General features: G+C 67.2%; 23 protein-coding genes. 3 read left to right on the top strand and 20 right to left on the bottom strand.

Going from position 1 to position 20,920, the window contains the following annotated elements; translation table 11 throughout:
- Positions 1-11: 11 nt before the first annotated feature.
- Complete coding sequence (locus AC3A5N_RS13310) at positions 12-836, bottom strand: LD-carboxypeptidase (protein ID WP_487737803.1); 825 nt, start codon at positions 834-836, stop codon at positions 12-14.
- Positions 837-890: 54 nt separating this feature from the next.
- Between AC3A5N_RS13310 and AC3A5N_RS13315 the strand changes: the two genes are divergently transcribed.
- Positions 891-2,318 carry a glutamate ligase domain-containing protein gene (locus AC3A5N_RS13315; protein ID WP_487737804.1) on the top strand — a complete coding sequence of 476 codons (1,428 nt, stop codon included), beginning with the start codon at positions 891-893 and terminating at the stop codon, positions 2,316-2,318.
- 22 nt (positions 2,319-2,340) lie between these two features.
- On the opposite strand, the gene AC3A5N_RS13320 is transcribed toward AC3A5N_RS13315, so the two are convergent.
- The 5 genes from AC3A5N_RS13320 to rpsF all read right to left on the bottom strand — a co-directional run bounded on the left by AC3A5N_RS13320 (position 2,341) and on the right by rpsF (position 5,717).
- On the bottom strand, positions 2,341-2,865 hold the full coding sequence (locus tag AC3A5N_RS13320) for an N-acetyltransferase family protein (protein WP_487737805.1): 525 nt from the start codon (positions 2,863-2,865) through the stop codon (positions 2,341-2,343).
- Complete coding sequence (locus tag AC3A5N_RS13325; protein ID WP_487737806.1) at positions 2,862-4,301, bottom strand: AMP nucleosidase; 1,440 nt, start codon at positions 4,299-4,301, stop codon at positions 2,862-2,864. Before AC3A5N_RS13325 ends, AC3A5N_RS13320 begins: the two co-directional genes overlap by 4 nt.
- A 183-nt stretch (positions 4,302-4,484) precedes the next feature.
- On the bottom strand, positions 4,485-5,114 hold the full coding sequence (gene rplI, locus AC3A5N_RS13330) for a 50S ribosomal protein L9 (RefSeq protein ID WP_487737807.1): 630 nt from the start codon (positions 5,112-5,114) through the stop codon (positions 4,485-4,487).
- 13 nt (positions 5,115-5,127) lie between these two features.
- On the bottom strand, positions 5,128-5,352 hold the full coding sequence (gene rpsR / locus AC3A5N_RS13335) for a 30S ribosomal protein S18 (RefSeq protein ID WP_487737808.1): 225 nt from the start codon (positions 5,350-5,352) through the stop codon (positions 5,128-5,130).
- A complete protein-coding gene (gene rpsF / locus AC3A5N_RS13340) occupies positions 5,352-5,717 on the bottom strand; it encodes a 30S ribosomal protein S6 (RefSeq protein ID WP_487737809.1) in 366 nt (121 codons plus the stop codon). Before rpsF ends, rpsR begins: the two co-directional genes overlap by 1 nt.
- 216 nt (positions 5,718-5,933) lie before the next feature.
- Between rpsF and AC3A5N_RS13345 the strand changes: the two genes are divergently transcribed.
- On the top strand, positions 5,934-6,878 hold the full coding sequence (locus AC3A5N_RS13345) for a DUF808 domain-containing protein (protein ID WP_487737810.1): 945 nt from the start codon (positions 5,934-5,936) through the stop codon (positions 6,876-6,878).
- Between the two features lie 74 nt (positions 6,879-6,952).
- On the opposite strand, the gene rimK is transcribed toward AC3A5N_RS13345, so the two are convergent.
- From rimK to trmD, 10 genes are all read right to left on the bottom strand, one after another.
- Positions 6,953-7,858 carry a 30S ribosomal protein S6--L-glutamate ligase gene (rimK, locus tag AC3A5N_RS13350; protein WP_487737811.1) on the bottom strand — a complete coding sequence of 302 codons (906 nt, stop codon included), beginning with the start codon at positions 7,856-7,858 and terminating at the stop codon, positions 6,953-6,955.
- Positions 7,855-8,319: an ATP-dependent zinc protease family protein gene (locus AC3A5N_RS13355; RefSeq protein WP_487737812.1), complete on the bottom strand. Its 465-nt coding sequence runs from the start codon at positions 8,317-8,319 to the stop codon at positions 7,855-7,857. The genes rimK and AC3A5N_RS13355 overlap by 4 nt, the downstream gene beginning before the upstream one ends.
- On the bottom strand, positions 8,316-9,305 hold the full coding sequence (locus tag AC3A5N_RS13360) for a YncE family protein (protein ID WP_487737813.1): 990 nt from the start codon (positions 9,303-9,305) through the stop codon (positions 8,316-8,318). The genes AC3A5N_RS13355 and AC3A5N_RS13360 overlap by 4 nt, the downstream gene beginning before the upstream one ends.
- A 147-nt stretch (positions 9,306-9,452) precedes the next feature.
- Positions 9,453-11,306 carry a M2 family metallopeptidase gene (locus tag AC3A5N_RS13365; protein WP_487737814.1) on the bottom strand — a complete coding sequence of 618 codons (1,854 nt, stop codon included), beginning with the start codon at positions 11,304-11,306 and terminating at the stop codon, positions 9,453-9,455.
- A gap of 72 nt (positions 11,307-11,378) precedes the next feature.
- Positions 11,379-12,140, bottom strand: a complete 762-nt coding sequence (locus AC3A5N_RS13370) for an alpha/beta fold hydrolase (protein WP_487737815.1) — start codon at positions 12,138-12,140, stop codon at positions 11,379-11,381.
- A gap of 111 nt (positions 12,141-12,251) precedes the next feature.
- Positions 12,252-12,983, bottom strand: a complete 732-nt coding sequence (locus AC3A5N_RS13375; RefSeq protein WP_487737816.1) for a DUF4336 domain-containing protein — start codon at positions 12,981-12,983, stop codon at positions 12,252-12,254.
- Positions 12,980-13,630 (bottom strand): DsbA family protein, encoded by a 651-nt coding sequence (locus AC3A5N_RS13380; protein WP_487737918.1) that lies wholly within the window; start codon positions 13,628-13,630, stop codon positions 12,980-12,982. Before AC3A5N_RS13380 ends, AC3A5N_RS13375 begins: the two co-directional genes overlap by 4 nt.
- A 49-nt stretch (positions 13,631-13,679) precedes the next feature.
- A complete protein-coding gene (locus AC3A5N_RS13385; protein ID WP_487737817.1) occupies positions 13,680-14,705 on the bottom strand; it encodes an aspartate-semialdehyde dehydrogenase in 1,026 nt (341 codons plus the stop codon).
- A 145-nt stretch (positions 14,706-14,850) separates the two neighbouring features.
- Positions 14,851-15,225: a 50S ribosomal protein L19 gene (gene rplS / locus AC3A5N_RS13390; protein WP_487737818.1), complete on the bottom strand. Its 375-nt coding sequence runs from the start codon at positions 15,223-15,225 to the stop codon at positions 14,851-14,853.
- Positions 15,226-15,236: 11 nt separating this feature from the next.
- On the bottom strand, positions 15,237-16,061 hold the full coding sequence (gene trmD, locus AC3A5N_RS13395; RefSeq protein WP_487737819.1) for a tRNA (guanosine(37)-N1)-methyltransferase TrmD: 825 nt from the start codon (positions 16,059-16,061) through the stop codon (positions 15,237-15,239).
- 29 nt (positions 16,062-16,090) lie between these two features.
- On the opposite strand from trmD, the gene AC3A5N_RS13400 reads away from it, so the two are divergent.
- Positions 16,091-17,026, top strand: coding sequence for an NAD(P)/FAD-dependent oxidoreductase (locus tag AC3A5N_RS13400; RefSeq protein WP_487737820.1), 936 nt, complete (start codon positions 16,091-16,093; stop codon positions 17,024-17,026).
- Positions 17,027-17,029: 3 nt separating this feature from the next.
- On the opposite strand, the gene AC3A5N_RS13405 is transcribed toward AC3A5N_RS13400, so the two are convergent.
- From AC3A5N_RS13405 to ffh, 4 genes are all read right to left on the bottom strand, one after another.
- Entirely contained in the window at positions 17,030-17,959 is a 930-nt protein-coding gene (locus AC3A5N_RS13405) for a LysR substrate-binding domain-containing protein (protein ID WP_487737821.1), read from the bottom strand.
- Between the two features lie 271 nt (positions 17,960-18,230).
- Positions 18,231-18,668: a ribosome maturation factor RimM gene (gene rimM / locus AC3A5N_RS13410; RefSeq protein WP_487737822.1), complete on the bottom strand. Its 438-nt coding sequence runs from the start codon at positions 18,666-18,668 to the stop codon at positions 18,231-18,233.
- Positions 18,669-18,814: 146 nt separating this feature from the next.
- On the bottom strand, positions 18,815-19,351 hold the full coding sequence (gene rpsP, locus AC3A5N_RS13415) for a 30S ribosomal protein S16 (RefSeq protein WP_487737823.1): 537 nt from the start codon (positions 19,349-19,351) through the stop codon (positions 18,815-18,817).
- A gap of 40 nt (positions 19,352-19,391) precedes the next feature.
- Positions 19,392-20,822, bottom strand: a complete 1,431-nt coding sequence (gene ffh, locus AC3A5N_RS13420) for a signal recognition particle protein (RefSeq protein ID WP_487737824.1) — start codon at positions 20,820-20,822, stop codon at positions 19,392-19,394.
- Positions 20,823-20,920 lie beyond the last annotated feature (98 nt).

Here is a 20,920-nt window from a genome sequence, read left to right on the forward strand (position 1 = left end):
GGCGGCGCGGCTTATGAGCGCAGGGCGCCGCCCGCAAGGCCGAACGGCACGATCTTGTTGTCGGCGTCGTGCCCGATATCGGCGAGGCCGAGGTAGGGGATATCCGCCTTCGCGCACCAGTACTCGGCAATATCCTCCGCGCTTCCGCCGAACGGCCGGTCGTTCTCCGGAACTTCCGAAACGCGCCCCAGGCGCAGGCCAGCGATTCCGCGCAAGTGCTGGCTGATGTGGAAGAACAGCCGGTCGACGGCGTAAAGATGCTCGGAAACCTCCTCCACCATCACCACGTGGCCGGCGAGATCGGGCATCAGGTCGGTGCCGCAGAGCATCGCCAGAGTCATCAGGTTGAACGCCGTAGCGGGCCGCCCGTCGAGCTTCCCTTCGAGCCCCACGTCACCGCCGGCTAGCCAGTCCAGCGCACGCCGCACTGCCGTCGCGCCGCCCTCCCGCCGCACGTCGGCAACCATCGGGCCGTGGGCCGGGCGCCCGATCCCGGCACGATAGAGCGCCGCCAGCAGGTAGCCGGTGTCGGAGTAGCCGAGGAACGGCTTGCCGCGCGCCGCGGCTTCCATCTGCGAGACCGCCTCGGCCGCGATCCGGTTCGAGCCATAGCCGCCGTGGGCGAACCACACGGCGTCCACCGCGGGATCGTTCGCGCAGTCGAGCAGCGCGGCGAGCCGCGCCTCGTCGTCGCCGGCAAAGTGTCCGTGACGGGCGAAGCATTGCTCGTGAAACCGAAGCTCCACGCCTTCGAACTCCTCCGCGATCGCGAGCACAGCATCGGCATGCTCGCGCTCCAGCGGCTTTCCGGGGGCGCAAATGGCAACGCGTGTCATGCACACGACCTAGCGAGCTTGTGTCCGCCTGCACAACTGAATACGCAGCGGGCAATGGACGATATCCCCACAGCCGACGAACTCTTCGCCCGCCCGTTCTTCTTCTGCGGGATCGGCGGGTCCGGCATGCTGCCGCTCGCGCAGATCGTGCATGGGCGCGGCGCTGAGATCGCGGGAAGCGACCGCAGTCGGGACCAGGGCCGCACGCCGGAGAAGTTCGCAGCGATCGAGGCGCAGGGCGTCGCGCTCCATCCGCAGGACGGCAGCGGGATCGTGTCGGCGGAGCAGATCCTCGTCGCCTCGGCCGCGATCGAGGACACCGTGCCTGAAGTGGTACGAGCCAAGGAACTGGGCTGCCTCAGGATGTCGCGGGCCGAACTCAATTCGATCCTGTTCAACACCAGCGGCGCCGGCCTCGCGGTGGCGGGCACGAGCGGCAAGTCGACCGTGACCGGCATGCTCGGCTGGATCATGCACGCCGCGGGCCGCGATCCGACGGTAATGAACGGCGCGGTGATGAAGAACTTCGTCTCCGCCGGACGCCCGAACGCCAGCGCGCTCGTCGGCGGACGCAGCATCTACGTCAGCGAAGTGGACGAGAGCGACGGGTCGATCGCGCTTTACCGGCCCGCGGTCGGCGTGCTGCTCAACGTCAGCCTCGACCACAAGGGAATGGACGAGCTGCGCCAGCTCTTCGGCGATTTCCTCGCCCGCAGCCGCATCGCCGTGATCAATGCCGACGATGCCGAGGCGCTTGCCCTCCTCCCCCACGCGAACGAGGTCATCACTTTCGGCATCGATCAGGAGAAGGCGCAGATCGGCGTCGTGCCCGGTTCGGTCGCCGAAGGGCCGCTGCGGCAGGCCGCGATGATCGTGGACCGACACGATGGCAGCGAGCACGCGCTCACGCTGGCCATGCCGGGCAAGCACAACCTCTCGAACGCCCTCGCGGCCATCGCCGCCGCGGCCGCTGCGGGCGTGCCCGTCGCGGCTTCGGTTGCGGCGCTTGCGGAGTTCAAGGGGCTCGCGCGGCGGTTCGATCTCGTCGGCGTCAGTGCCGCCGGCATCGCCGTGATCGACGACTTCGGCCACAACCCCGAAAAATGCGCCGCGACGCTGCGCACCCTGAAGGCGCACGAGGGGCGGGTGATCGCATTCTTCCAACCTCACGGCTATGGCCCTCTGCGGCAGATGGGCACCGAACTGGCCGAAACGTTTGCGCGCGAGCTCGGGCCCGATGACTGCACGATCCTGTGCGATCCAGTCTATTTCGGCGGCACCGTCGACCGCAGCGAAGGCAGCGAGCGGATCGTGCGGCTGATCGAGGCCGCCGGCGGTCATGCCGAATACATCCCCACTCGCAAGGCCTGCGGCGACCGCATCGTCTGCCTCGCGCAGCCGAACGACCGGATCGTAATCATGGGCGCACGCGACGACACGCTGACGACTTTCGCACGCGAACTGCTGGAGCGGCTGGGCTAACAGACGGACCCTGGCGCCCGCGTTAGAGCGCCTGAAACATCACCAAAGCGTCGATGTATCCGAGTTCCGGATGGTCGAACGCCAGCGGCAGGCGACCGACGATGTCGAAGCCCAGCGACTGCCACAGCCGCACCGCGCGCTCATTCGAGCTGACGACGAAGTTGAACTGCATCGCCCGGTAGCCTTGGCCCCGCGCATGGTCGAGCGAGTGGAGGCACATCAGCCGCGCGACGCCGCGACCGGCCGCATCGGCCGCGGTCACGTAGCCGCAATTGCAGACATGGCCGCCGCCGCCCGCCCGGTTCGGGCGCATATAATAAGTCCCGAGGATGCGGCCCTCTTCCTCGGCGACGAAGGTCTCGGTATCCGCCCGGGTCCAGTAGGCGAGCGCCGCTTCCTGGTTCATGTCGCGGTCGAAGGCGTACGTCTCGCCCGCGCGGATCACGGGCTCGAGCACGCTCCAGATGGCCGGGCGGTCCTCTGGCCCGGCGGGGCGTATGCCGATCGAGCGCACGGACGTTTCCGACCCCGCAGCGGCATTCGTCACCGGAACGGCGGCTCGTTGAACGCGCGCAGCTTGCGCGAGTGCAGGCGATTGCCCTCCTGGCGCAGCAGGCGGCAGGTCGTGACGCCGATCTGCATGTGCGCGGCGATCGCTTCCTCGTAGAACTTGTTCGCCTGCCCCGGCAGCTTGATCTCGCCGTGCAGCGGCTTGTCGGAGACGCACAGCAGCGTGCCGTAGGGGACGCGGAAGCGGTAACCCTGCGCGGCGATGGTCGCGCTTTCCATGTCGATCCCGACCGCCCGGCTGAGCGAGAGGCGGCGGGCGGACTGGGTATAGCGCAGCTCCCAGTTGCGGTCGTCGGTCGTGACGACGGTGCCCGTGCGCATCCGGCGCTTCAGGTCCGCGCCGTGGGTGCCGCTGACTTCCTCGGCCGCCTTGGCAAGCGCCTGCTGCACCTCGGCGATCGCGGGCAGCGGGATCTCGGGCGGCAGCACCGGATCGAGCACGTGATCGTCGCGCAGATAGGCGTGGGCGAGCACATAATCCCCGATCTTCTGGCTCGGGCGGAGGCCGCCGCAGTGACCGATCATCAGCCACGCCTCGGGCCGCAAGACGGCGAGGTGGTCGCAGATCGTCTTGGCGTTCGAAGGGCCCACGCCGATGTTGACCAGAGTGATCCCGCCGCGGTCCTTCCCCATCAGGTGGTAGGCCGGCATCTGGTGGCGCCGCCATGCAGTGTCCGACAGCTCCGAGCGCGCATTCTGGCGTGGCGTCTCGAGGTAGAGCCCGCCGGCACCCGCGAGCGCGGTGCACTCGTCGTTGCCGAGCTGCTCGCCCGCCCAGTCGACGAACTCGTCGACGTAGCGGTGATAGTTGGTGAAGAGGATGAAACGCTGGAAGTGCGCCGGGTCGGTGCCGGTGTAATGCGCGAGCCGTGCGAGGCTGAAGTCGGTCCGGAGGCCGTCGAACAGCGAGAGCGGGATCGGATCACCGGGCGCGCCGAGCTCGATCCCGTCGGCCAGCTCATCGCCGATGTCGGCCAGTTCGGTCGAGGGGAAATGGCGTGCAAGTTCCTGCGGGCTGATCCCGGCGAGCTCCGCCCCCGCCTCCCCGTCGAGCACATACGGAAAGGGGATCTCCTGCCGCGAGGGGACGACTTCGAGATCGACGTCGTAATCGCTGGTGATCAGCCGCAACTGCTCGCTGAGGTAATCGGCGAACAGGCGCGGACGGGTGACCGTGGTGGTGTAGGTGCCGGGTGCGTTGAGCCGGCCGTAGGCGCGGCTGCGGTCTTCCGGCCGGGCGCCGCCGCGGAAGCGCAGGCGCAGTTCCGGATAGGCATAGCTGCCGTCGCTGCGCTTCTCCGGCTTCGGCAGGGTGCCCTCGCGGCCGAAAGCGATGATGTCGGCCCGCAGGCGTTCGACCGCCTCGTCATAGAGGCGGGTGAGGTCTTCGATGATCTTCTCGGGTGATTCCATCGATGGCCATTAGCGCCTGTTGGATGGCGATTCCAAGTCCCCCTCTGGTCAAGGGTGTCGGTCAAGGCCGGGTTTCAAGACCTTCCTCATCCCAGAGTTTGTTGCCGCAAGCGCCTCCGCGTCAGGCACAAAAAAAGGCGCGGCCCTCGCAGGCCGCGCCCTCTTTTGTCCTGTCGGTGCGGATCAGCCGTTGGCTTCGTCCGCAGCCTCGCCTTCGGCTGGGCCTTCGAGCATGTCGGCCGGGATTTCACCCGGTTCGAGCGTCGGATCGACGGCGTTGGCCTGAGCCATTTCCTCGATCTCGGCCTGCTCGTCGGCGAAGATCTGCGCGAGCACGTCGACGCCCTGGCGCTGCAGTTCGGCCTCGTCTTCCGAGCGGGCGACGTTCGCCTTCACGGTGACGTGGACTTCCGGGTGCAGCGCGATCGTGACGTCGTGCATGCCGAGCGTCTTGATCGGGTGACCCATGATGACCTGGCGCTTGTCGATCTCGTGGCCCTTCTCGGCCAGACCGGCGACGACGTCACGCACGTTGACCGAGCCGTAGAGATGGCCGGCGTTCGACGAGGCGCGGATCAGCACGATCTCGACGCCGTCGACCTTCTCGCCCTGCGTCTGGGCATCGCCGCGACGTTCCGCATTTTCCTTTTCCAGGCGTTCGCGGTTGGCTTCGAAGACCTGCTTGTTCGACTCGTTGGCGCGCAGCGCCTTCTTCTGCGGCAGCAGGAAGTTGCGGGCGTAGCCGTCCTTGACGGAAACGACGTCGCCGATGTTGCCCAGATTCCCGATGCGTTCGAGGAGGATGATGTCCATGTTCTGTCTCCTCTTACTTCACGATGTAGGGCAGCAGGCCGATCTGGCGCGAGCGCTTGATCGCCTTGGCGAGCTCGCGCTGCTTCTTGGCACTGACGGCGGTGATGCGGCTGGGGACGATCTTGCCCCGCTCGGACATGAAGCCCTGAAGCAGGCGGACGTCCTTGTAATCGATTGTCGGCGCGTTCTTGCCCGCGAACGGGCAGGACTTGCGACGGCGGAAAAACGGGCGGGCCATCAGTCGCGCTCCTCACGTTCCGAGCGACGCTTCCGGTCGCGTTCGTTCTTGCGCATCATCACGCTCGGACCGCTCTCGTGCTCGTCGACACGGATGGTCATGTAGCGGATGACGTCTTCGTTGATGCGGGTCTGGCGCTCGAGCTCTTCCACCACGGCACCGGGGCCTTCGATGTTGAGCAGCACGAAGTGCGCCTTGCGGTTGCGGTCGATCTTGTAGGCGAGGGACTTGAGGCCCCAGGTCTCCGTCTTGGTGACCTTGCCGTCGTTCTTCTCTACGATTTCGGTGGCGGCTGCCGCCAGCGCGTCGACCTGGCTCTGGCTCAGATCCTGACGCGCGAGAAAGACATGCTCGTAAAGAGCCATGCTTCGCTTCCTTCACTCTGTAATGCCGATCGCTGGCTGATCCGCGGGATTGCGGGGCCCCTCCGGCTTTCTTCCATTTCCCACCGGTTCGACTGGATCGGCCGCAGGGAAGGCGCGCACATAGCGGCATCGGTGCAGAATGCAAGGCATAGCTGGGGCTTGTGCGGCAGGAACGGAGGCGGCAGGGCAGCGTAAAGCTGCGAAACAGGAGATTCCATGCCCGGCGGATTGGTAGCGCTTCTCGACGACGTTTCCGTGATCGCGCGCGCCGCTGCGGGCTCCATCGACGACGTCAGTATCGCGGCCGGCAAGGCCGGCTCGAAAGCCGCCGGCGTGGTGATCGACGATGCGGCGGTGACCCCGTCCTACGTCACCGGCCTGTCGCCTGCGCGCGAGCTGCCGATCATCTGGAAGATCACCAAGGGCAGCCTGAAGAACAAGCTGCTGATCCTGCTCCCCGGCGCGCTGCTGCTGAGCGAATTCCTGCCCGCGGCGATCATCTTCATTCTCATGCTCGGCGGCGGCTACCTCAGCTACGAGGGCGCCGAGAAGGTGATGGAGAAGCTGGGCGGCGAGAAGCACGGCAAGACGCTGGAGGATCCGATCGAAGATCCGGCCGCGTTCGAGCAGCAGCGCGTTTCCGGCGCGATCCGGACCGACCTGATCCTCTCGGCCGAGATCATGGCGATCACGCTCAACGAAGTCGCGGTCGAAACCTTCCTCGTCCGCGCGGGCGTGCTCGCGCTCGTCGGCGTGGCAATCACGTTCGTGGTCTACGGCGCGGTGGCGCTGATCGTGAAGATGGACGACGTAGGCCTGCACTTGTCCGAGAAGAGCTCTGCCCTTGCGCAAACCGTCGGCCGGTTCCTGCTGCGCGCGATGCCTCGTTTGCTCACGGCCTTATCGCTGATCGGCACGGTGGCGATGCTATGGGTCGGCGGGGGAATCGTCCTCCACGGCCTGGCGCAGCTCGGGATCGCGCAGCCGGAGCACCTGGTCGAGGACATCCGGCACGGCGTCGAAGCAGCGACGGGCGCTCTGGCCGGCGCGGCAGGCTGGCTCACCTTTGCCGGACTTTCCGCGTTGTTCGGCCTGGTCCTCGGCGCGGCGATCGCCTTCGTCCTGCATAAGGTGCTGCGGATCGGAGCGAGCGGGCAGTAGAACCGGAGGAGGTTCACATCCCATTAGAAGCTGGATGAGCTCTCAGGACTGAAGATCAGCCGGCGCCCGCACTCTCAGCCTTTCCCCTTGGTCTTCGTCTTGCCCGCCTGTGCATTGGCGGCAATGAAATCTATGATCATTCCGGCGATGTCCTTACCGCTCGCGGCCTCGATGCCTTCCAGACCCGGGGAGGAATTGACCTCCATGATCACCGGCCCGTGATTGCTCCGCAGCATGTCCACGCCGCACACGTTCAGCCCCATGCGCTTGGCCGCACGCACGGCGGTCGAGCGTTCCTCGGGCGTGATCCGGACCAGTTCCGCGCTGCCGCCGCGGTGGAGGTTGCTGCGGAAGTCGTCGGGGGCACCGGTGCGTTTCATCGCGGCGACGACTTTGTCGCCGATCACCAGCGCGCGGATGTCGGTGCCGCCCGCCTCCTTGATAAATTCCTGCACAAGGATGTTGACGTTGGCGCCGCGGAAGGCCTCGATCACCGACTTGGCGCTCGCCTCGGTCTCGGCGAGGACGACGCCGATCCCTTGCGTGCCTTCCAGCAGCTTGATGACCACCGGCGGCCCCTTGACCGCACGGATGATCTCGCTCGTCTGCTTGGGATCGTGCGCGAAGGCCGTCAGCGGCAGACCCAGCCCGTGCTTGGCGAGGATCTGCATCGAGCGCAGCTTGTCGCGGCTGCGGCCGATCGCGACGCTTTCGTTGAGCGGCCAGACGCCGCTCATCTCGAACTGGCGCAGGATCGCAAGACCGTAGTGCGTGATCGAGGCGCCGATGCGCGGGATCACCGCGTCGTAGCCGGTCAGGGTCTCGCCATTGTAGGTCACCGTGGGCCGGTGCGAGGCGATCTGGACGTTGCAGCGCAGCGTGTTGAGCACGTCCAGCGCATGCCCCCGCGCCTCCGCCGCCTCCACCAGCCGCAGGTGCGAGTAGAGGTTCGGGTTGCGGGCAAGCATGGCGATCTTCATGGCACGCGATCTTTCCTCGGCATGCGCCCTGGCGACTGGAGCCATGAGCTGCCCGAATCAACGACGAACCGGCGGCGGAGTGCCGTGCGGCCTATCAGCAGGGGAAATTGCATGTCCGAGCGGTCGGCAAGACTGATCTCGGCACGGAATTCGACGGCGCCGATACGCATCGGCGTCTTCACGATCAAGCGCATTTGCGTCTCGCCGTTGGAGCTGGTGATCCCGCGCCGGTCGACCTGGACCGCCTCGCACACCTGGCGCACGTGCTGGCGCCCGAAATCGACCGCAAAGCGTACGTAGTTTCGCCCATTGCGCTCGAACCGGTCGAGCACGGTCGCGTGGAGCGACGAGGTGCGCGCGCCGGTATCGATCTTGGCCGGAACGGCCGTGAGGCCCAGCTCGGGCAGCGCGACGAGTTCGCGCCAACCCACCGCCGGCAGCGGCTCTTTCTTCGCGCTCAACCGACGATCGCCAGCCCGTCGCCCCCGTCGCCGGTGACCAGCCGCCGCAGCACCTTGCCGCTGGCGAAGTCGACTTCGGCGATCGTGTCGCTCCCCGTCTCGGCGACGTAGATGCGCTCCCCGTCTTCGGACCAGACGATCGTGACCTGCTGGCGCGCTTCGGCCTCCTCGCGTCCGGAGACGGTGATCGTACGCACCGCACGCGCCGCGGCCAGATCGATCACCGTCAGCGAACCGTCGGCTAGGTTGGACGTTACCGCAACGTCTCCCTGCGGGCGGATCGCCAGACGCAGCGGGAAGTCGCCGGTCGCGACCTCGTGCCGCACTTCCAGCGTCTGCGGGTCGAGCGCGAAGGCCTTGTCCGAACCGCGCGCGGAGACCCACAGCGTCTCGCCGCCCGGCGCGAGATCGATCCCTTCCGGCTCGATACCGACTTCGACCGAACGTGGCGCGCGGCGGGTCAACAGGTCGACCAGCGTGACGGTCTTCGATCCCATGTCGACCGTCCACGCATGCCGCGCATTTGGCGCGACGGCGAGCATGTGCGTGCCTTCCTGCCCGGTCGAGAGCTCGAAGGTTTCGGCATTCTCGCTCAGCGGATTGCGGATCCAGAAGATCGACCGGCGCCCCTCGGCGCTCGCATAGAGGTCGCCGTTCGCATGCCAGACGATCCCGTGCGGCCGCGCATTCTCGCCCAGCTCGATCCGCTTGACCCGCGAGAGGTCGCTCGCACGGAACACATCGACGCTTGTGCCGCCATAGCAGGCGAGCGCGACGTGCGTGCCGTCGGGCGAGGTGGCGAGCTCGTGCGGATTGGCGCAGCTATCGACCCGCGCGACCTTCTCGCCGCTTTCGAGGTCGATCTTCGACAGCGAGTTGCCAAACTTGTTGGCGACGAACAGCGCGGCGCCATCGCCAGTGGGCGTAGCGCCCGCAACCGGCGCGCAGGCGGCCGCCGCCAGGCATAGAAGCGATAAAACCCGCATGATGTCCTCCGAGCAGCCCTCTGCTGTGGGAGAAAGGATAGCCGACCTTGCCGCCTTCTCCGAGTCCCCGCGAAGGCGGGGACCTCAGGATATCGGCGGAGCGCCAGTGGCATGAGGCCCCCGCCTTCGCGGGGACTCACACCTGTTTCACCACCCGGTCGGCTTGCCCGCGTTCTGCTCGTCGAGCCATGCCTTCAGCGGTGCGAAGTATTCGAGCATCGGCTTGGCGCTCATCTCGCGGGTGCCGGTGAACGCCTCGAGCGCGTCGGGCCACGGCTCGCTCGCGCCCATCTCTAGCATCTGGGCCAGCTTCGCTCCGACCTCCTTGTTGCCGTAGAAGCTGCAGCGGTGGAGCGGCCCTTCCCAGCCGGCCTGGTCGCACGCGGCCTTGTAGAACTGGAACTGCAGGATTCGCGCGAGGAAGTAGCGCATGTAGGGCGTGTTGCCCGGGATGTGGTACTTCGCGCCCGGATCGAAGGCGTCGGCCGGCCGCTCGACCGGCGGCGTGATGCCCTGGTACTCGCGCCGCAGCTCGGTCCAGGCGGTGTTGTATTCGGCCGGCGTGATCGAGCCGTCGAACACGCCCCAACGCCACTTGTCGACCAGCAGGCCGAAGGGCAAGAAGGCGACTTTGTCCATCGCTTGCCGCAGCAGCAGGCCGATGTCCTTCTCCTCGCCCGGCACCTGGGCACGGTCGAGCAGGCCGATCTGGACCAGGTATTCGGGCGTGATGGAGAGCGCGACGAAATCGCCGATCGCCTCGTGGAACCCGTCGTTCGCGCCGTTGAGGTAGAGGTACGGCTGCTCGTTGTAGGCGCGCTGGTAGTAGTTGTGGCCGAGTTCGTGATGGATGGTGACGAAGTCGTCCGCGTTCACCTTGATGCACATCTTGATGCGGATGTCGTCGACGTTGTCGACGTTCCATGCGCTCGCGTGACACACCACTTCGCGGTCGGCCGGCTTGGTGAACAGGCTGCGGTCCCAGAAGGTCTCGGGCAGCGGCTCGAAGCCGAGCGAGGAATAGAAGCCCTCGCCGACCTTCACCATGTCGAGCGGCTTCTTCCCCTGAGCTTCCAACAGTTCGCCGATGTCGTAGCCGAGGTCGCCCGAACCCTCGGGCGCGACGATCGGGTAGATATTGCCCCATTCCTGCGCCCACATGTTGCCGAGCAGGTCCGCACGGATCGGCCCGGTCGTCGGCTGCACCGCGTTGCCGTATTTCTCACTGAGCTGGTTGCGCACGTAGGTATGCAGCGCCTCGTAGAGCGGCCGGGTTTCCTGCCACAGCCGCTCGGTCATGGCGGTGAATTCCTCGGGACTCATGTCGTAGCCCGAGCGCCACATCGCCCCTACGTCGTCGAACCCGAGCTCGGTCCCGCCGGCATTGGCGATCTCGACCATGCGGACGTATTCTTCCTTCATCGGCGCGCCGACGTTGTCGTGCCAGCTCGCCCACATCTCGGCATATTCCTCGGGCGTGTGCTCGAGATTGCCCATCTCGGCCTCGATGTCGGAGCCGGATATCTCCTGCCCGTTCAGCGTGCCGCGGCCCTTGCCGTACTGGCTCTGCAGGCTGGTTGCGATCTCGTTGAGCTCGGTCGCGGCGCCCTCGGTGGTGGGCGCGGGCAGGACGATGCCATTACGGAGGATGTTCAGCTTGCGCGCGACGTCGGGGTCGAGGCCCTGGACCTGCGCGTACTTCGCCGCCTCCAGCGCGTACTTGACCGACTTCTCGGTTCCTTCCGCGCCGGCTTGCGCGGCAAGCGCGTCGGTGTCGTCGGTGATGTAGGTCGAGTTGACCCAATAGACCCGGCTCGCGTCGACCGAGTAGTCGAACAGGTCCTTCTCTACCATCGCCACCCAGGCGGCCGCACCTTGCGGCGTCATCGGATATGCCTGCTGCGCGGTCTGCTCGCTGGCGGGCGGGCTGGTTTCCTGCGCGTGAGCGGGAACGGCAAGCGAGACGGCAAGCGCGGCAAGCGCGACGGGTGCGAACTTCATGATCTGGGGCATCCTCTCATGCGGGAACCGGTTTCGGCAGATACCGGTTTCTGAACCTCCGCAGGACGCGAATCAAGCGGTTGCGCCGAGAAACTCCACCAGCGCATCGCCCAGCGCGCCTTCGGTGACCGAGCTCATGTGCGTGCCGGGTATCTCCACATGGCGCGCGTCGGGCAGCGCCTCCGCGAGTTTGGTCGCCGAGCCGTTGTCGTCGTCCTTGTCGCCGCACAGGACCAGGGTCGGCATGGTGATCTTCGCCAGCTCCTCGGGATCGGTGTCGTCCACAGCCTGGAGCAGCAGCCGCGCCGCCACGCGGTCGATCTTCATCGTCTTCATGAAGCTGACCGCCATGAACGCCGGATCGCCGCGCTCGATCTCCTCGAAGCGGTCGATCGCGTCGATGAAGAAGGCCGAGCGCCCGCTCCAGCCGGCCAGCCCTTCGAGCCCCATCCCGCCCAGCACCAGCCGCCGCGGACGGAGCCCCTCGATCACCGCACGCGCCGAGGTACGCGCGCCGAGCGAGAACCCGACGAGATCGTAGTCCTCCAGCCCCAGCGCCTCGACCAGGGCCGCCGCATCCTTCGCCAGCACGCCCGGCGGATAGGCCTCCGGCTCGTGCGGCTTGGCGCTGTCCCCGTGCGCCCGCAGGTCGGGCATGATCGCCTCGAACCCGGCATCCGCCAGCTTCCGCGCATGCCCGAACCGAACCCAGTTCATCTCCGCGCTCGAGAACAGCCCGTGCAGCATCAGCACCGGCCTGCCCGCGCCCATGCGGCGGACGGCCAGCTCCACTCCGTCGAAGGAGGCGATGCGTTCGTTCCTTATCTCGGTCACCACGTTTTCCATCCTCAGGCGACTACCCGATGGGGAACGACAGGCAAAGCCGCTTGAGTGGCAAGCCCGCCTGTTGGAGATACGCCGCTCGACTCCACGACATGCTAGACATCAGGCGCGCACCGCCCAACTCAGCGCACGCCGCAACTCCGCCGCTCCGTTCCGCTCATACGGGCGGCCGTGCGCCACCACCACTTTCTCTGCCGGCCATTCCAGAACTTCGCCGACCGCACGCGCCACCTGCCGGCGGCGGGGCAAGTAGGTCGCCCGCATGTCGAGGGGTGTGGAGCCGTCCGCCCTGCCCAGCCGGATGAGCCAGCGCAGCCAGATCTTGCGAATTCGCGCAGGCTCGAAATTCTCGATCAGGTCCGTCAGCACGGCGACCCGGGCGCCTCGCACGAAGAATACCGCCTCGGTCACCGCGGTGCCCGGCACGAGGACCCAGGCGATCTCGTCCTCCCACATCATGCGCTCGCCGGAAGACAGCATCCGGTCGATGCGGAAGCGGCGCTTCGCCTTCTCCAGCCCCGGCACGGCATGGCTGGTCGCCTCCGGATACCGCTCGAGCCAGTCGCTCATATACCAGTAGTGCAGCGAATTGGGCGCGACGAGGTATCGCACGCACCCGAGCGCCTCGACCCGCTCGAACAGCGCCGGATCGGGTGCGATCGGCGAGTGAACCCACAAGTCGCCCGAGCCGAGCCGCACGACAGTCATCCGCGTGGGGAAAGGCAGGCTTGCCGGGCCGTAGTCCATTCGGATTTCCGGTCCGTCGACGATCCACACGCCCTCCGCGAACGCCTTGGGCGTGTTCAGCGGTTCGTAGGGCGTGAAAGAGCTCATGTCCGGGCGGCAAGCCCCTTCTGCTCCATCCGCCATATCGCCATGTCGATCCGGTCCTGCCCGAAGAATGGCTCTCCGTCCAATACCAGCGTCGGCACACCCCAGTGGCCCGCGGCCTCGAGCGCCTGCTGGTTGGCCGCGATCTCGGCGTCGAGTTCGCCCGCCTGCGCTGCCACCTCGGCATCGAGCTCCGCAAGGTCGAGCCCGGCCCGCTCGGCCGCGCCCGCGAGGTGCTCGCCCTCGTTCCAATTCTCGGCCCCGCCCCAGATCAACATGCCCGCCTCGTGCGCGAAGGCGAGGCCCCTTCCCCGCCGCGCCGCCACCTGCCCGAGCCGGGTAATTCGGCGAATGTATGGCTGCTCCGCCGCGATCGTGCGCGTGGCGATGTCCTGCACGATCGGATCGGGCCGCGGCGGACCGAACGGAATCCCGTGAAACTGCGCCACGCGCATCATGTCGAGGAACGTGTAGCGCAGCCAGTTCGGGTCACTGCGTTCGAAGAAATCCGGCTGGCGGATCGCCAGCGGATAGACCGGCCGCAAGGCGATCTCGAGGTCGTGCGCCTCCGCCAGCGCCCGGTACCGCCCCACCGCCAGATAGCTGTAGGGACTGCGGAAGCTGAAATAAAGATCGGCAGCGAGGGTCATGCGGACCTTGTGCCGCAAGCCCTCTCCCCCGTCACCCATTCTTCAGGCGTCACCCCTTCTTCAGGTGCCGCCGACCGAGCAGCTCCGCGATCTGCACCGCGTTGAGCGCCGCGCCCTTGCGCAAGTTGTCGGAGACGCACCACAGGGTCAGGCCGTTCTCCACCGTCGGGTCTTCGCGCACGCGGCTGACGTAGGTGGCGCCGTCGCCCGCGCTCTCGACGGGAGTGACGTATCCGCCGTCCTCGCGCTTGTCGACGAGCATCACGCCCGGCGCCTCGCGCAGGATGTCCTGCGCCGCTTCGGCCGAAAGCTCATGCTCGAACTCGATGTTGACCGCTTCGGAGTGGCCGACGAACACCGGCACGCGCACGCAGGTGGCGTTGAGCTTGATCTTCGGGTCGAGGATCTTCTTGGTCTCGACGACCATCTTCCACTCTTCCTTGGTCGAGCCGTCGTCGAGGAACACATCGATGTGCGGGATCACGTTGAAGGCGATCTGCTTGGTGAACTTCTTCGCCTCGACCGGATCGCCGACGAAGATCGCGCGGCTCTGCTCGAACAGCTCGTCCATCCCCGCCTTTCCGGCGCCGGAGACCGACTGGTAGGTGCTCACCACCACGCGCTTGATCGTCGCCGCGTCGTGCAGCGGCTTGAGCGCGACGACGAGCTGCGCGGTCGAGCAGTTCGGGTTGGCGATGATGTTGCGCTTGGCATAGCCGTCGATCGCATCGGGGTTCACCTCCGGCACGATCAGCGGCACGTCGGGCTCCATGCGGTAGAGCGAGGAGTTGTCGATCACCACGCAGCCCGCCGCGGCCGCCTTAGGCGCATATTCCTGGGCCGGGCCGCTACCGGCCGCGAACAGCGCGATGTCCCACCCGGCGAAATCGAAATGCTCGATGTTCTTGCACTTGAGCATCTTGCCGGTGTCGCCGAATTCGACCTCGGTGCCGATTGAGCGCGAACTCGCCACCGCGGCAATCTCGTCGCAGGGGAATTCACGTTCGGCGAGAATCTGCATTATCTCGCGCCCGACGTTCCCGGTCGCCCCGACGATTGCTACGCGATAACCCATCTGCAACTCCTAGCTTGTTCGATCGCGTGCCTAGCGCCCCTGGGCGGCGCCGCAACCGCATATGATTTTGTATCGGGCAAAGCAAAAGGGGCGCCCCGACCCGTGCCGGAGCGCCCCTCGCTTGTCTCGTTCCCGATTGAGGCGTTCAGGCCTTGTCGGTCGGGCGATTGTCGCGGCGCTCGGCGATGCGGGCCGATTTACCGGTGCGGCCGCGCAGGTAGTAGAGCTTCGCCCGGCGCACGACGCCGCGGCGAACCACGGTAATCGAGTCGACGATCGGCGAGTAGAGCGGGAACACGCGCTCCACGCCTTCGCCGAAGCTCATCTTGCGCACGGTGAAGTTCGAACCCATGCCGCGGTTCGAACGGGCGATCACCACGCCTTCGAAATTCTGTACACGCTCGCGCGTGCCTTCGATAACCTTCACGCCAACGCGCAGGGTGTCGCCGGCGCGGAATTCGGGAACGTCTTTCCCGAGGTTCTCGATGGCTTCGGCCTCGAGCTGCTGAATCAGGTTCATGACCTGCGTCCTTACCTTTTTTGCCGCGCGCCAGAGGCAGACTGGTCCCGAGCGCCACTGTAGCGCTCCCAAAGGTCCGGTCTGCGTGACCGTGTGTCTTCCTCGCTGCGTTGCTTGCGCCACGCCGCGATTTTCGCATGATCCCCCGATCGCAGCACTTCAGGGATCGTGCGCCCTTCCCATTCCTGAGGTCGGGTATATTGCGGATACTCGAGAAGCCCTTCCTCGAAGGATTCCTCGGCCCCGCTCGAAGGCGCGCCCATTACGCCGGGAAGCAGGCGAATGCAAGCATCGAGAATGGCCAGCGCGGCGGGCTCTCCGCCCGAGAGGACGACGTCGCCGAGACTGACCTGCTCGATCTGCGGCCGCGCCTCGAACAGGCGCTCGTCGAACCCCTCGAACCGGCCGCACAGGATCACCACGCCCGGCCCCGCCGCCAGCTCCCGAATCCGCGCCTGCGTGATCGGCTTGCCCCGCGGCGTCATGGCGAGGATGGGTCTCTCCCCCTCCCCTTCAGGGGAGGGGGTCGGGGGGAGGGGATTGTCGGTCGGATGCACCACGTCCCCCTCTCCCAACCCTCTCCCCTGAAGGGGAGAGGGCTTCGCCAGCACCGAATCCAGCGCCGCCGCCATCACGTCGGCCTTGAGCACCATGCCCGCCCCGCCGCCGGCCGGCGTGTCGTCCACTGTCCGGTGCCTGTCGGTCGCGAAGTCGCGGATCTGCACCGCCTCGCAGGCCCAGTCCCTCCGCTCCAGCGCTCGCCCGGCAAGCGAAATGCCAAGCGGCCCGGGAAACATCTCGGGATAGAGCGTTAGGATGGTAGCGGCGAAGGTCATGCCCTCGCCCATGCGCAAGAGGGGGTCGAATGGCAAGCGACACACATGCGAGCGAAACCGACGACTGCATCATCATCGGCGCCGGCCCCGCCGGCCTGACCGCTGCGATCTATCTCGCGCGCTATCATCTCTCGATCCGACTGTTCGACTCCGGCACGAGCCGTGCGGCGTGGATACCCTGCACCCACAACCACGCCGGCTTTCCCGACGGCATCGAGGGCAAGGAGCTACTGCGCCGGATGCACGAGCAGGCCCGCAAGTACGGCGCCCTGCGCGAGGAGAAGCGGGTCGAGCATCTGGCGAAGGCCGGCGAGCGCTTCACCGTCGGCACCGACAGCGGCACCTACACCGCGCGCGCCGTCCTGCTCGCCACGGGCGTCGTCAACCGCCGCCCCGATGCCTTGGCCGACGAGGTTCACGACGAGGCGCTCTCACGCGGGCTGCTGCGTTATTGTCCGGTCTGCGACGGTTATGAGGTGACCGACCGCCGGGTGGCGGTGATCGGCACCGGCAAGCACGGCACCACCGAGGCACTGTTCCTGCGCGGCTATACCGCGGACCTGACGCTCGTCAGCCCCCACGGCGATCACGATCTCGACCGCGAATGTTCGGCGCAGCTCGAGGAAGCGGGTATCGCCCGCGTCGCCGGCCCCTGCGGTGGCTTCGCGATCGAGGGCGAGCGGCTTGCGTTCGACACCGCCGACGTGCGCATGGCGTTCGACAGCGTCTATCCCGCGCTCGGCACGACCGTCCGGTCCGAGCTGGCGCAGCTCGCCGGGGCGAAGACGAGCGAGGACGGCTGCATCGTGGTCGACGAACACCTGGAAACCACCGTCCCCGGCCTCTTCGCCGCGGGCGACGTGGTCGTCGGCCTCGACCAGATCAGCCACGCCATGGGCCAGGCCGGCGTCGCCGCCACCACAATCCGCAACCACCTGGCGAAAGAACAGCCGATCAGGCGGTAGGCGCTACTCCGGCGGAGTCAGCAGTGGCTCGGGCAGAAGGTCGGAGTCGTGATCGAGTTCCTCGCGAATCCATTCGCGGAAGCGCTCGATCTTGCGCACGCCGATCCGGCCCGCAGGGTGGACGATCCAGTTCGAGCCGCCCGGCTGGTAGAGCGTGTCAAAGGGCTGGACGAGCCGGCCGCTCTCGAGCTCGGCGCGCCACAACAGCGGCGTCATCAGTGCGATGCCGAAGCCGGCCTGGACCGCATTGGCTTCCTGCGACTGGGTGTCGAACATGATGCCCCGGCGCGGCGCCGGCGCCTCGCTCACGCCGGCCGCGGCGAACCAGCCGGCCCACCACGGATCGTTCGGACCCAGGCGCTCCACGTGCAGCACGTCCTCCGGCCGCTGTATGCCATGCCGCTCGAGAAACTCGGGCGAACAGATCGGCGTGACGTGCGCGCGGTAGAGGAACTCGCGCCGAAGCCCGTCCCACTCTCCGGACCCGATGCGGATTGCCAGATCGAAATCGTCCCGCGCGAAGTCGATCAGACCGTTGCTGAGCGAGAGCCGCACCGCCAGGTCGGGGAAGCGCAGCTGGAAGCTGCCGATGCGCGACGAAAGCCAGGTGGCGCCGAAGGAAACGGGGGCGCTGATCGCCAGCACTCCGGCGGCTTCCTCGTGCAAGCCGGCGAAGGCCTGGCGCAGTTCGGCAAAGGCGCCGCTGACCGCCGGCAGCAGGCGCCGCCCGGCATCGGACAGGCGCACGCCGCCCTTCTCGCGGATGAAGAGCTGCTGGCCGATCCGCTGCTCGAGCTGGCGGATCTGATAGCTGACCGCGGCCTGGGTCATGCCCAGCTCCTCGCCCGCGCGGGAGAAGTGTTCGAGCCGGCCGGCCGCTTCGAACGCCCGGATCGCGGAAAGGGGCGGCAGGTTCTCCATCGCCGCATCCATAAGTTTTCCTTATGACCTGCGCCAGCCCTTTTGTTGGTCTTTGCCGCCTTCCCAGGCCATTTTCGGGCCATCGAATGAAAGGGCAGACCAATGCAGGACGAATTCCTCATGCGCCTCTGGAACAGCGACCACGAGCGCGCTTCACACGATCTCACGCGGCGCCTGCGGGCACCCGCAGCGAAGCGCTCCGCACGCCGTGCGCCAAAAGCCTGGCTTTTCGGAAAGGCCGACCCGGAACGGTGAGGCTGACGCCCGGCTGCTCGCCTCCGGATTACTCGACGAAGTCGCGGCTCACGACCAGCCGCTCGCCGTTCCACTCGGGCACGGCGGCCTCGATCATCGGCACGAGGAAGCGCTTCCCATCGGGCTTTTCGATCTCGACCAGGTCGGTGGCGCCGTAGTTCTCGACCGAGACGACCGTGCCGACCGGTTCGCCCACGTCGGTCACGGCGGAAAGGCCGATCAGGTCCGCGTGGTAGTATTCGCCCTCCTCCAGCGGAGGGAGTGCGGCGCGCGGTACGGTGAGCGTGGTGCCGCGCAGCTTCTCGGCCGCGGCGCGGTCGGTCACTTCGGCGAAGCGGGCGATCGCGCCGCCCTTGTTGTCGCCGCGCACTTTCGACAGCGTCAGCGCGCCGCCGTTGTAGGCCTTGTGGGCCTTCAGGTTCTCCAGCCCCTCGCCGAAGAGCTTGAGACGGACTTCGCCCGTCACGCCATGCGCGCCGATGATGGCCGCGAGCGTGACAGCCCTCTCCCCTTCAGGGGAGAGGGTTGGGAGAGGGGGAGTGGCGGGCCGCGGCGGTTTCGCGCGGCCCCCTCTCCCCGGCCCTCTCCCCTCCAGGGGAGAGGGAGTTTTCATCAGCCCTCGGCCTTGTCTTCGCCGCCCTCGGCGGGCTCGTCCGTGGTCGACTCGACCGCGGCCTCGTCGCCGGTCGCCGAGGTCTCGCTGCCCTCGGCCGGCTCGTCGGTGGTCGGCGCCGGAGCTTCAGCGGTCGCTTCCTCGGCGGGAGCGGGCGCGCTCGCTTCTTCCTTGGCCGCCTTCGCGGCTTCCTCGGCTTCGGCGGCCTTGGCGGCCTTCTCCTCGGCGCGCTCCTTGGCCTTGTCGCCCGGCTCGGCCTTGTTCGGGTTGTTGCGCGCGGCACGCTCGCGGACACCGGCGGCGTCGAGGAAGCGGGCGACGCGGTCGCTCGGCTGCGCGCCGACGCCGAGCCAGTAGCGGGCGCGATCCTCGTTCAGCTGAACGCGCTTCTCGTCGTCCTTGGCGAGCAGCGGGTTGTAGGTGCCGATCTGCTCGAGATACTTGCCGTCGCGCGGCTTGCGGCTGTCGGCCGCAACGATGCGGTAGTAGGGGCGCTTCTTCGCGCCACCGCGCGAGAGACGAAGGGAAATTGCCATGAGTAGTTACCTTTCCAACTTAAATATCTAAAACCAAAATCTATTTCTTCGAACCGGGAAGACCGGGGAGCCCCGGCGGCATGCCGCCCGCGCCCGGCCCGCCGAGCCCGGGCATCGCAGCCCCGAGCCCGCCGCCGCCGAACAGCGCGCCGAGGCCCTTGAGGCCGCCCATCTTCTTGATCTGCTTCATCGCGCGGCTCATTTCCTGGTGCATCTTGAGCAGCTTGTTCACGTCCTGCACCTGCAGGCCCGAGCCCGCCGCGACGCGCTTCTTGCGCTTGGCGTTGAGCAGCGCGGGGTTGGCACGTTCCTTGGGCGTCATCGAGCCGATGATCGCATCCATGTGGACCAGCACCTTGTCGTCCGCGCCCGACTGCGACAGCGCCGCCTTGGCCTTCTTCATGCCCGGCAGCATGCCCGCGAGCATGCCGAGCCCACCCATGCTCTGCATCTGGCGGAGCTGCATGCGCAGGTCGTTGAGGTCGAACTGACCCTTCGCCATGCGCTTGGCGAGCGCTTCGGCGTCTTCTTCCTTGATCGTCGCCGCGGCCTTCTCGACCAGGCTGACGACGTCGCCCATGCCGAGGATGCGGCCAGCGACGCGCTTGGGATCGAAGGCCTCCAGCGCATCGAGCTTCTCGCCCGTGCCGGCGAACTTGATCGGCTTGCCGGTGACGTGCCGCATCGAGAGCGCCGCGCCGCCGCGCGCATCGCCGTCCATCCGGGTGAGCACCACGCCGGTCAGCGGCACTTCCTCGGTGAAGCTGCGCGCGACGTTGACCGCGTCCTGACCGGTCAGCGAATCGACCACCAGCAGCACTTCGTTCGGCGAGGAGATGCCGGCGACCGCCTTCATCTCCGCCATCAGCGCCTCGTCGACGTGCAGGCGGCCGGCGGTGTCGAGCAGCAGCACGTCGGCGGACTGCAACTTCGCGGCTTCCATCGCCCGCCGCGCGATGTCGACCGGCTGCTGGCCCTGCACGATCGGCAGGGTCGCGACGCTGACCTGCTCGCCCAGAACCGCCAGCTGCTCCTGCGCGGCCGGGCGGTTGACGTCGAGCGAGGCCATCAGCGCCTTCTTGCCGTGGCGCTCCTTCAGGAACTTGCCGAGCTTGGCCGTGGTGGTCGTCTTGCCCGAGCCTTGCAGGCCGACCATCATGATCACGACCGGCGGCCTGGCGTCGAGGTTCAGGCCCTCGACCCCTTCCCCGCCCAGCATCTCGACCAGTTCGTCGTTGACGATCTTGACGACCTGCTGGCCCGGCGTGACCGACTTCAGGACTTCGGCCCCGATCGCCTTCTCGGTGACCGCGTCGATAAACCGGCGCACCACGGGCAGCGCGACGTCCGCCTCGAGCAGCGCGACGCGCACTTCGCGCATCGCCTCGCGCACTTCCTCTTCGTTGAGCGCACCGCGCCCGCGCAGGCGGTCGAATACGTTGCCGAGCCGGTCGGACAGATTGTCGAACATCGCCTGGTCAATTCCTTCGAAGCGCTGCCGCCCCATCAAACGCGAAAAACGCCGGCGGACGAAACCTCGTCAGCCAGCGGGCAAATCGGCATTCCAAA

Source organism: Pelagerythrobacter sp. Soil_C_18 (assembly GCF_057657235.1).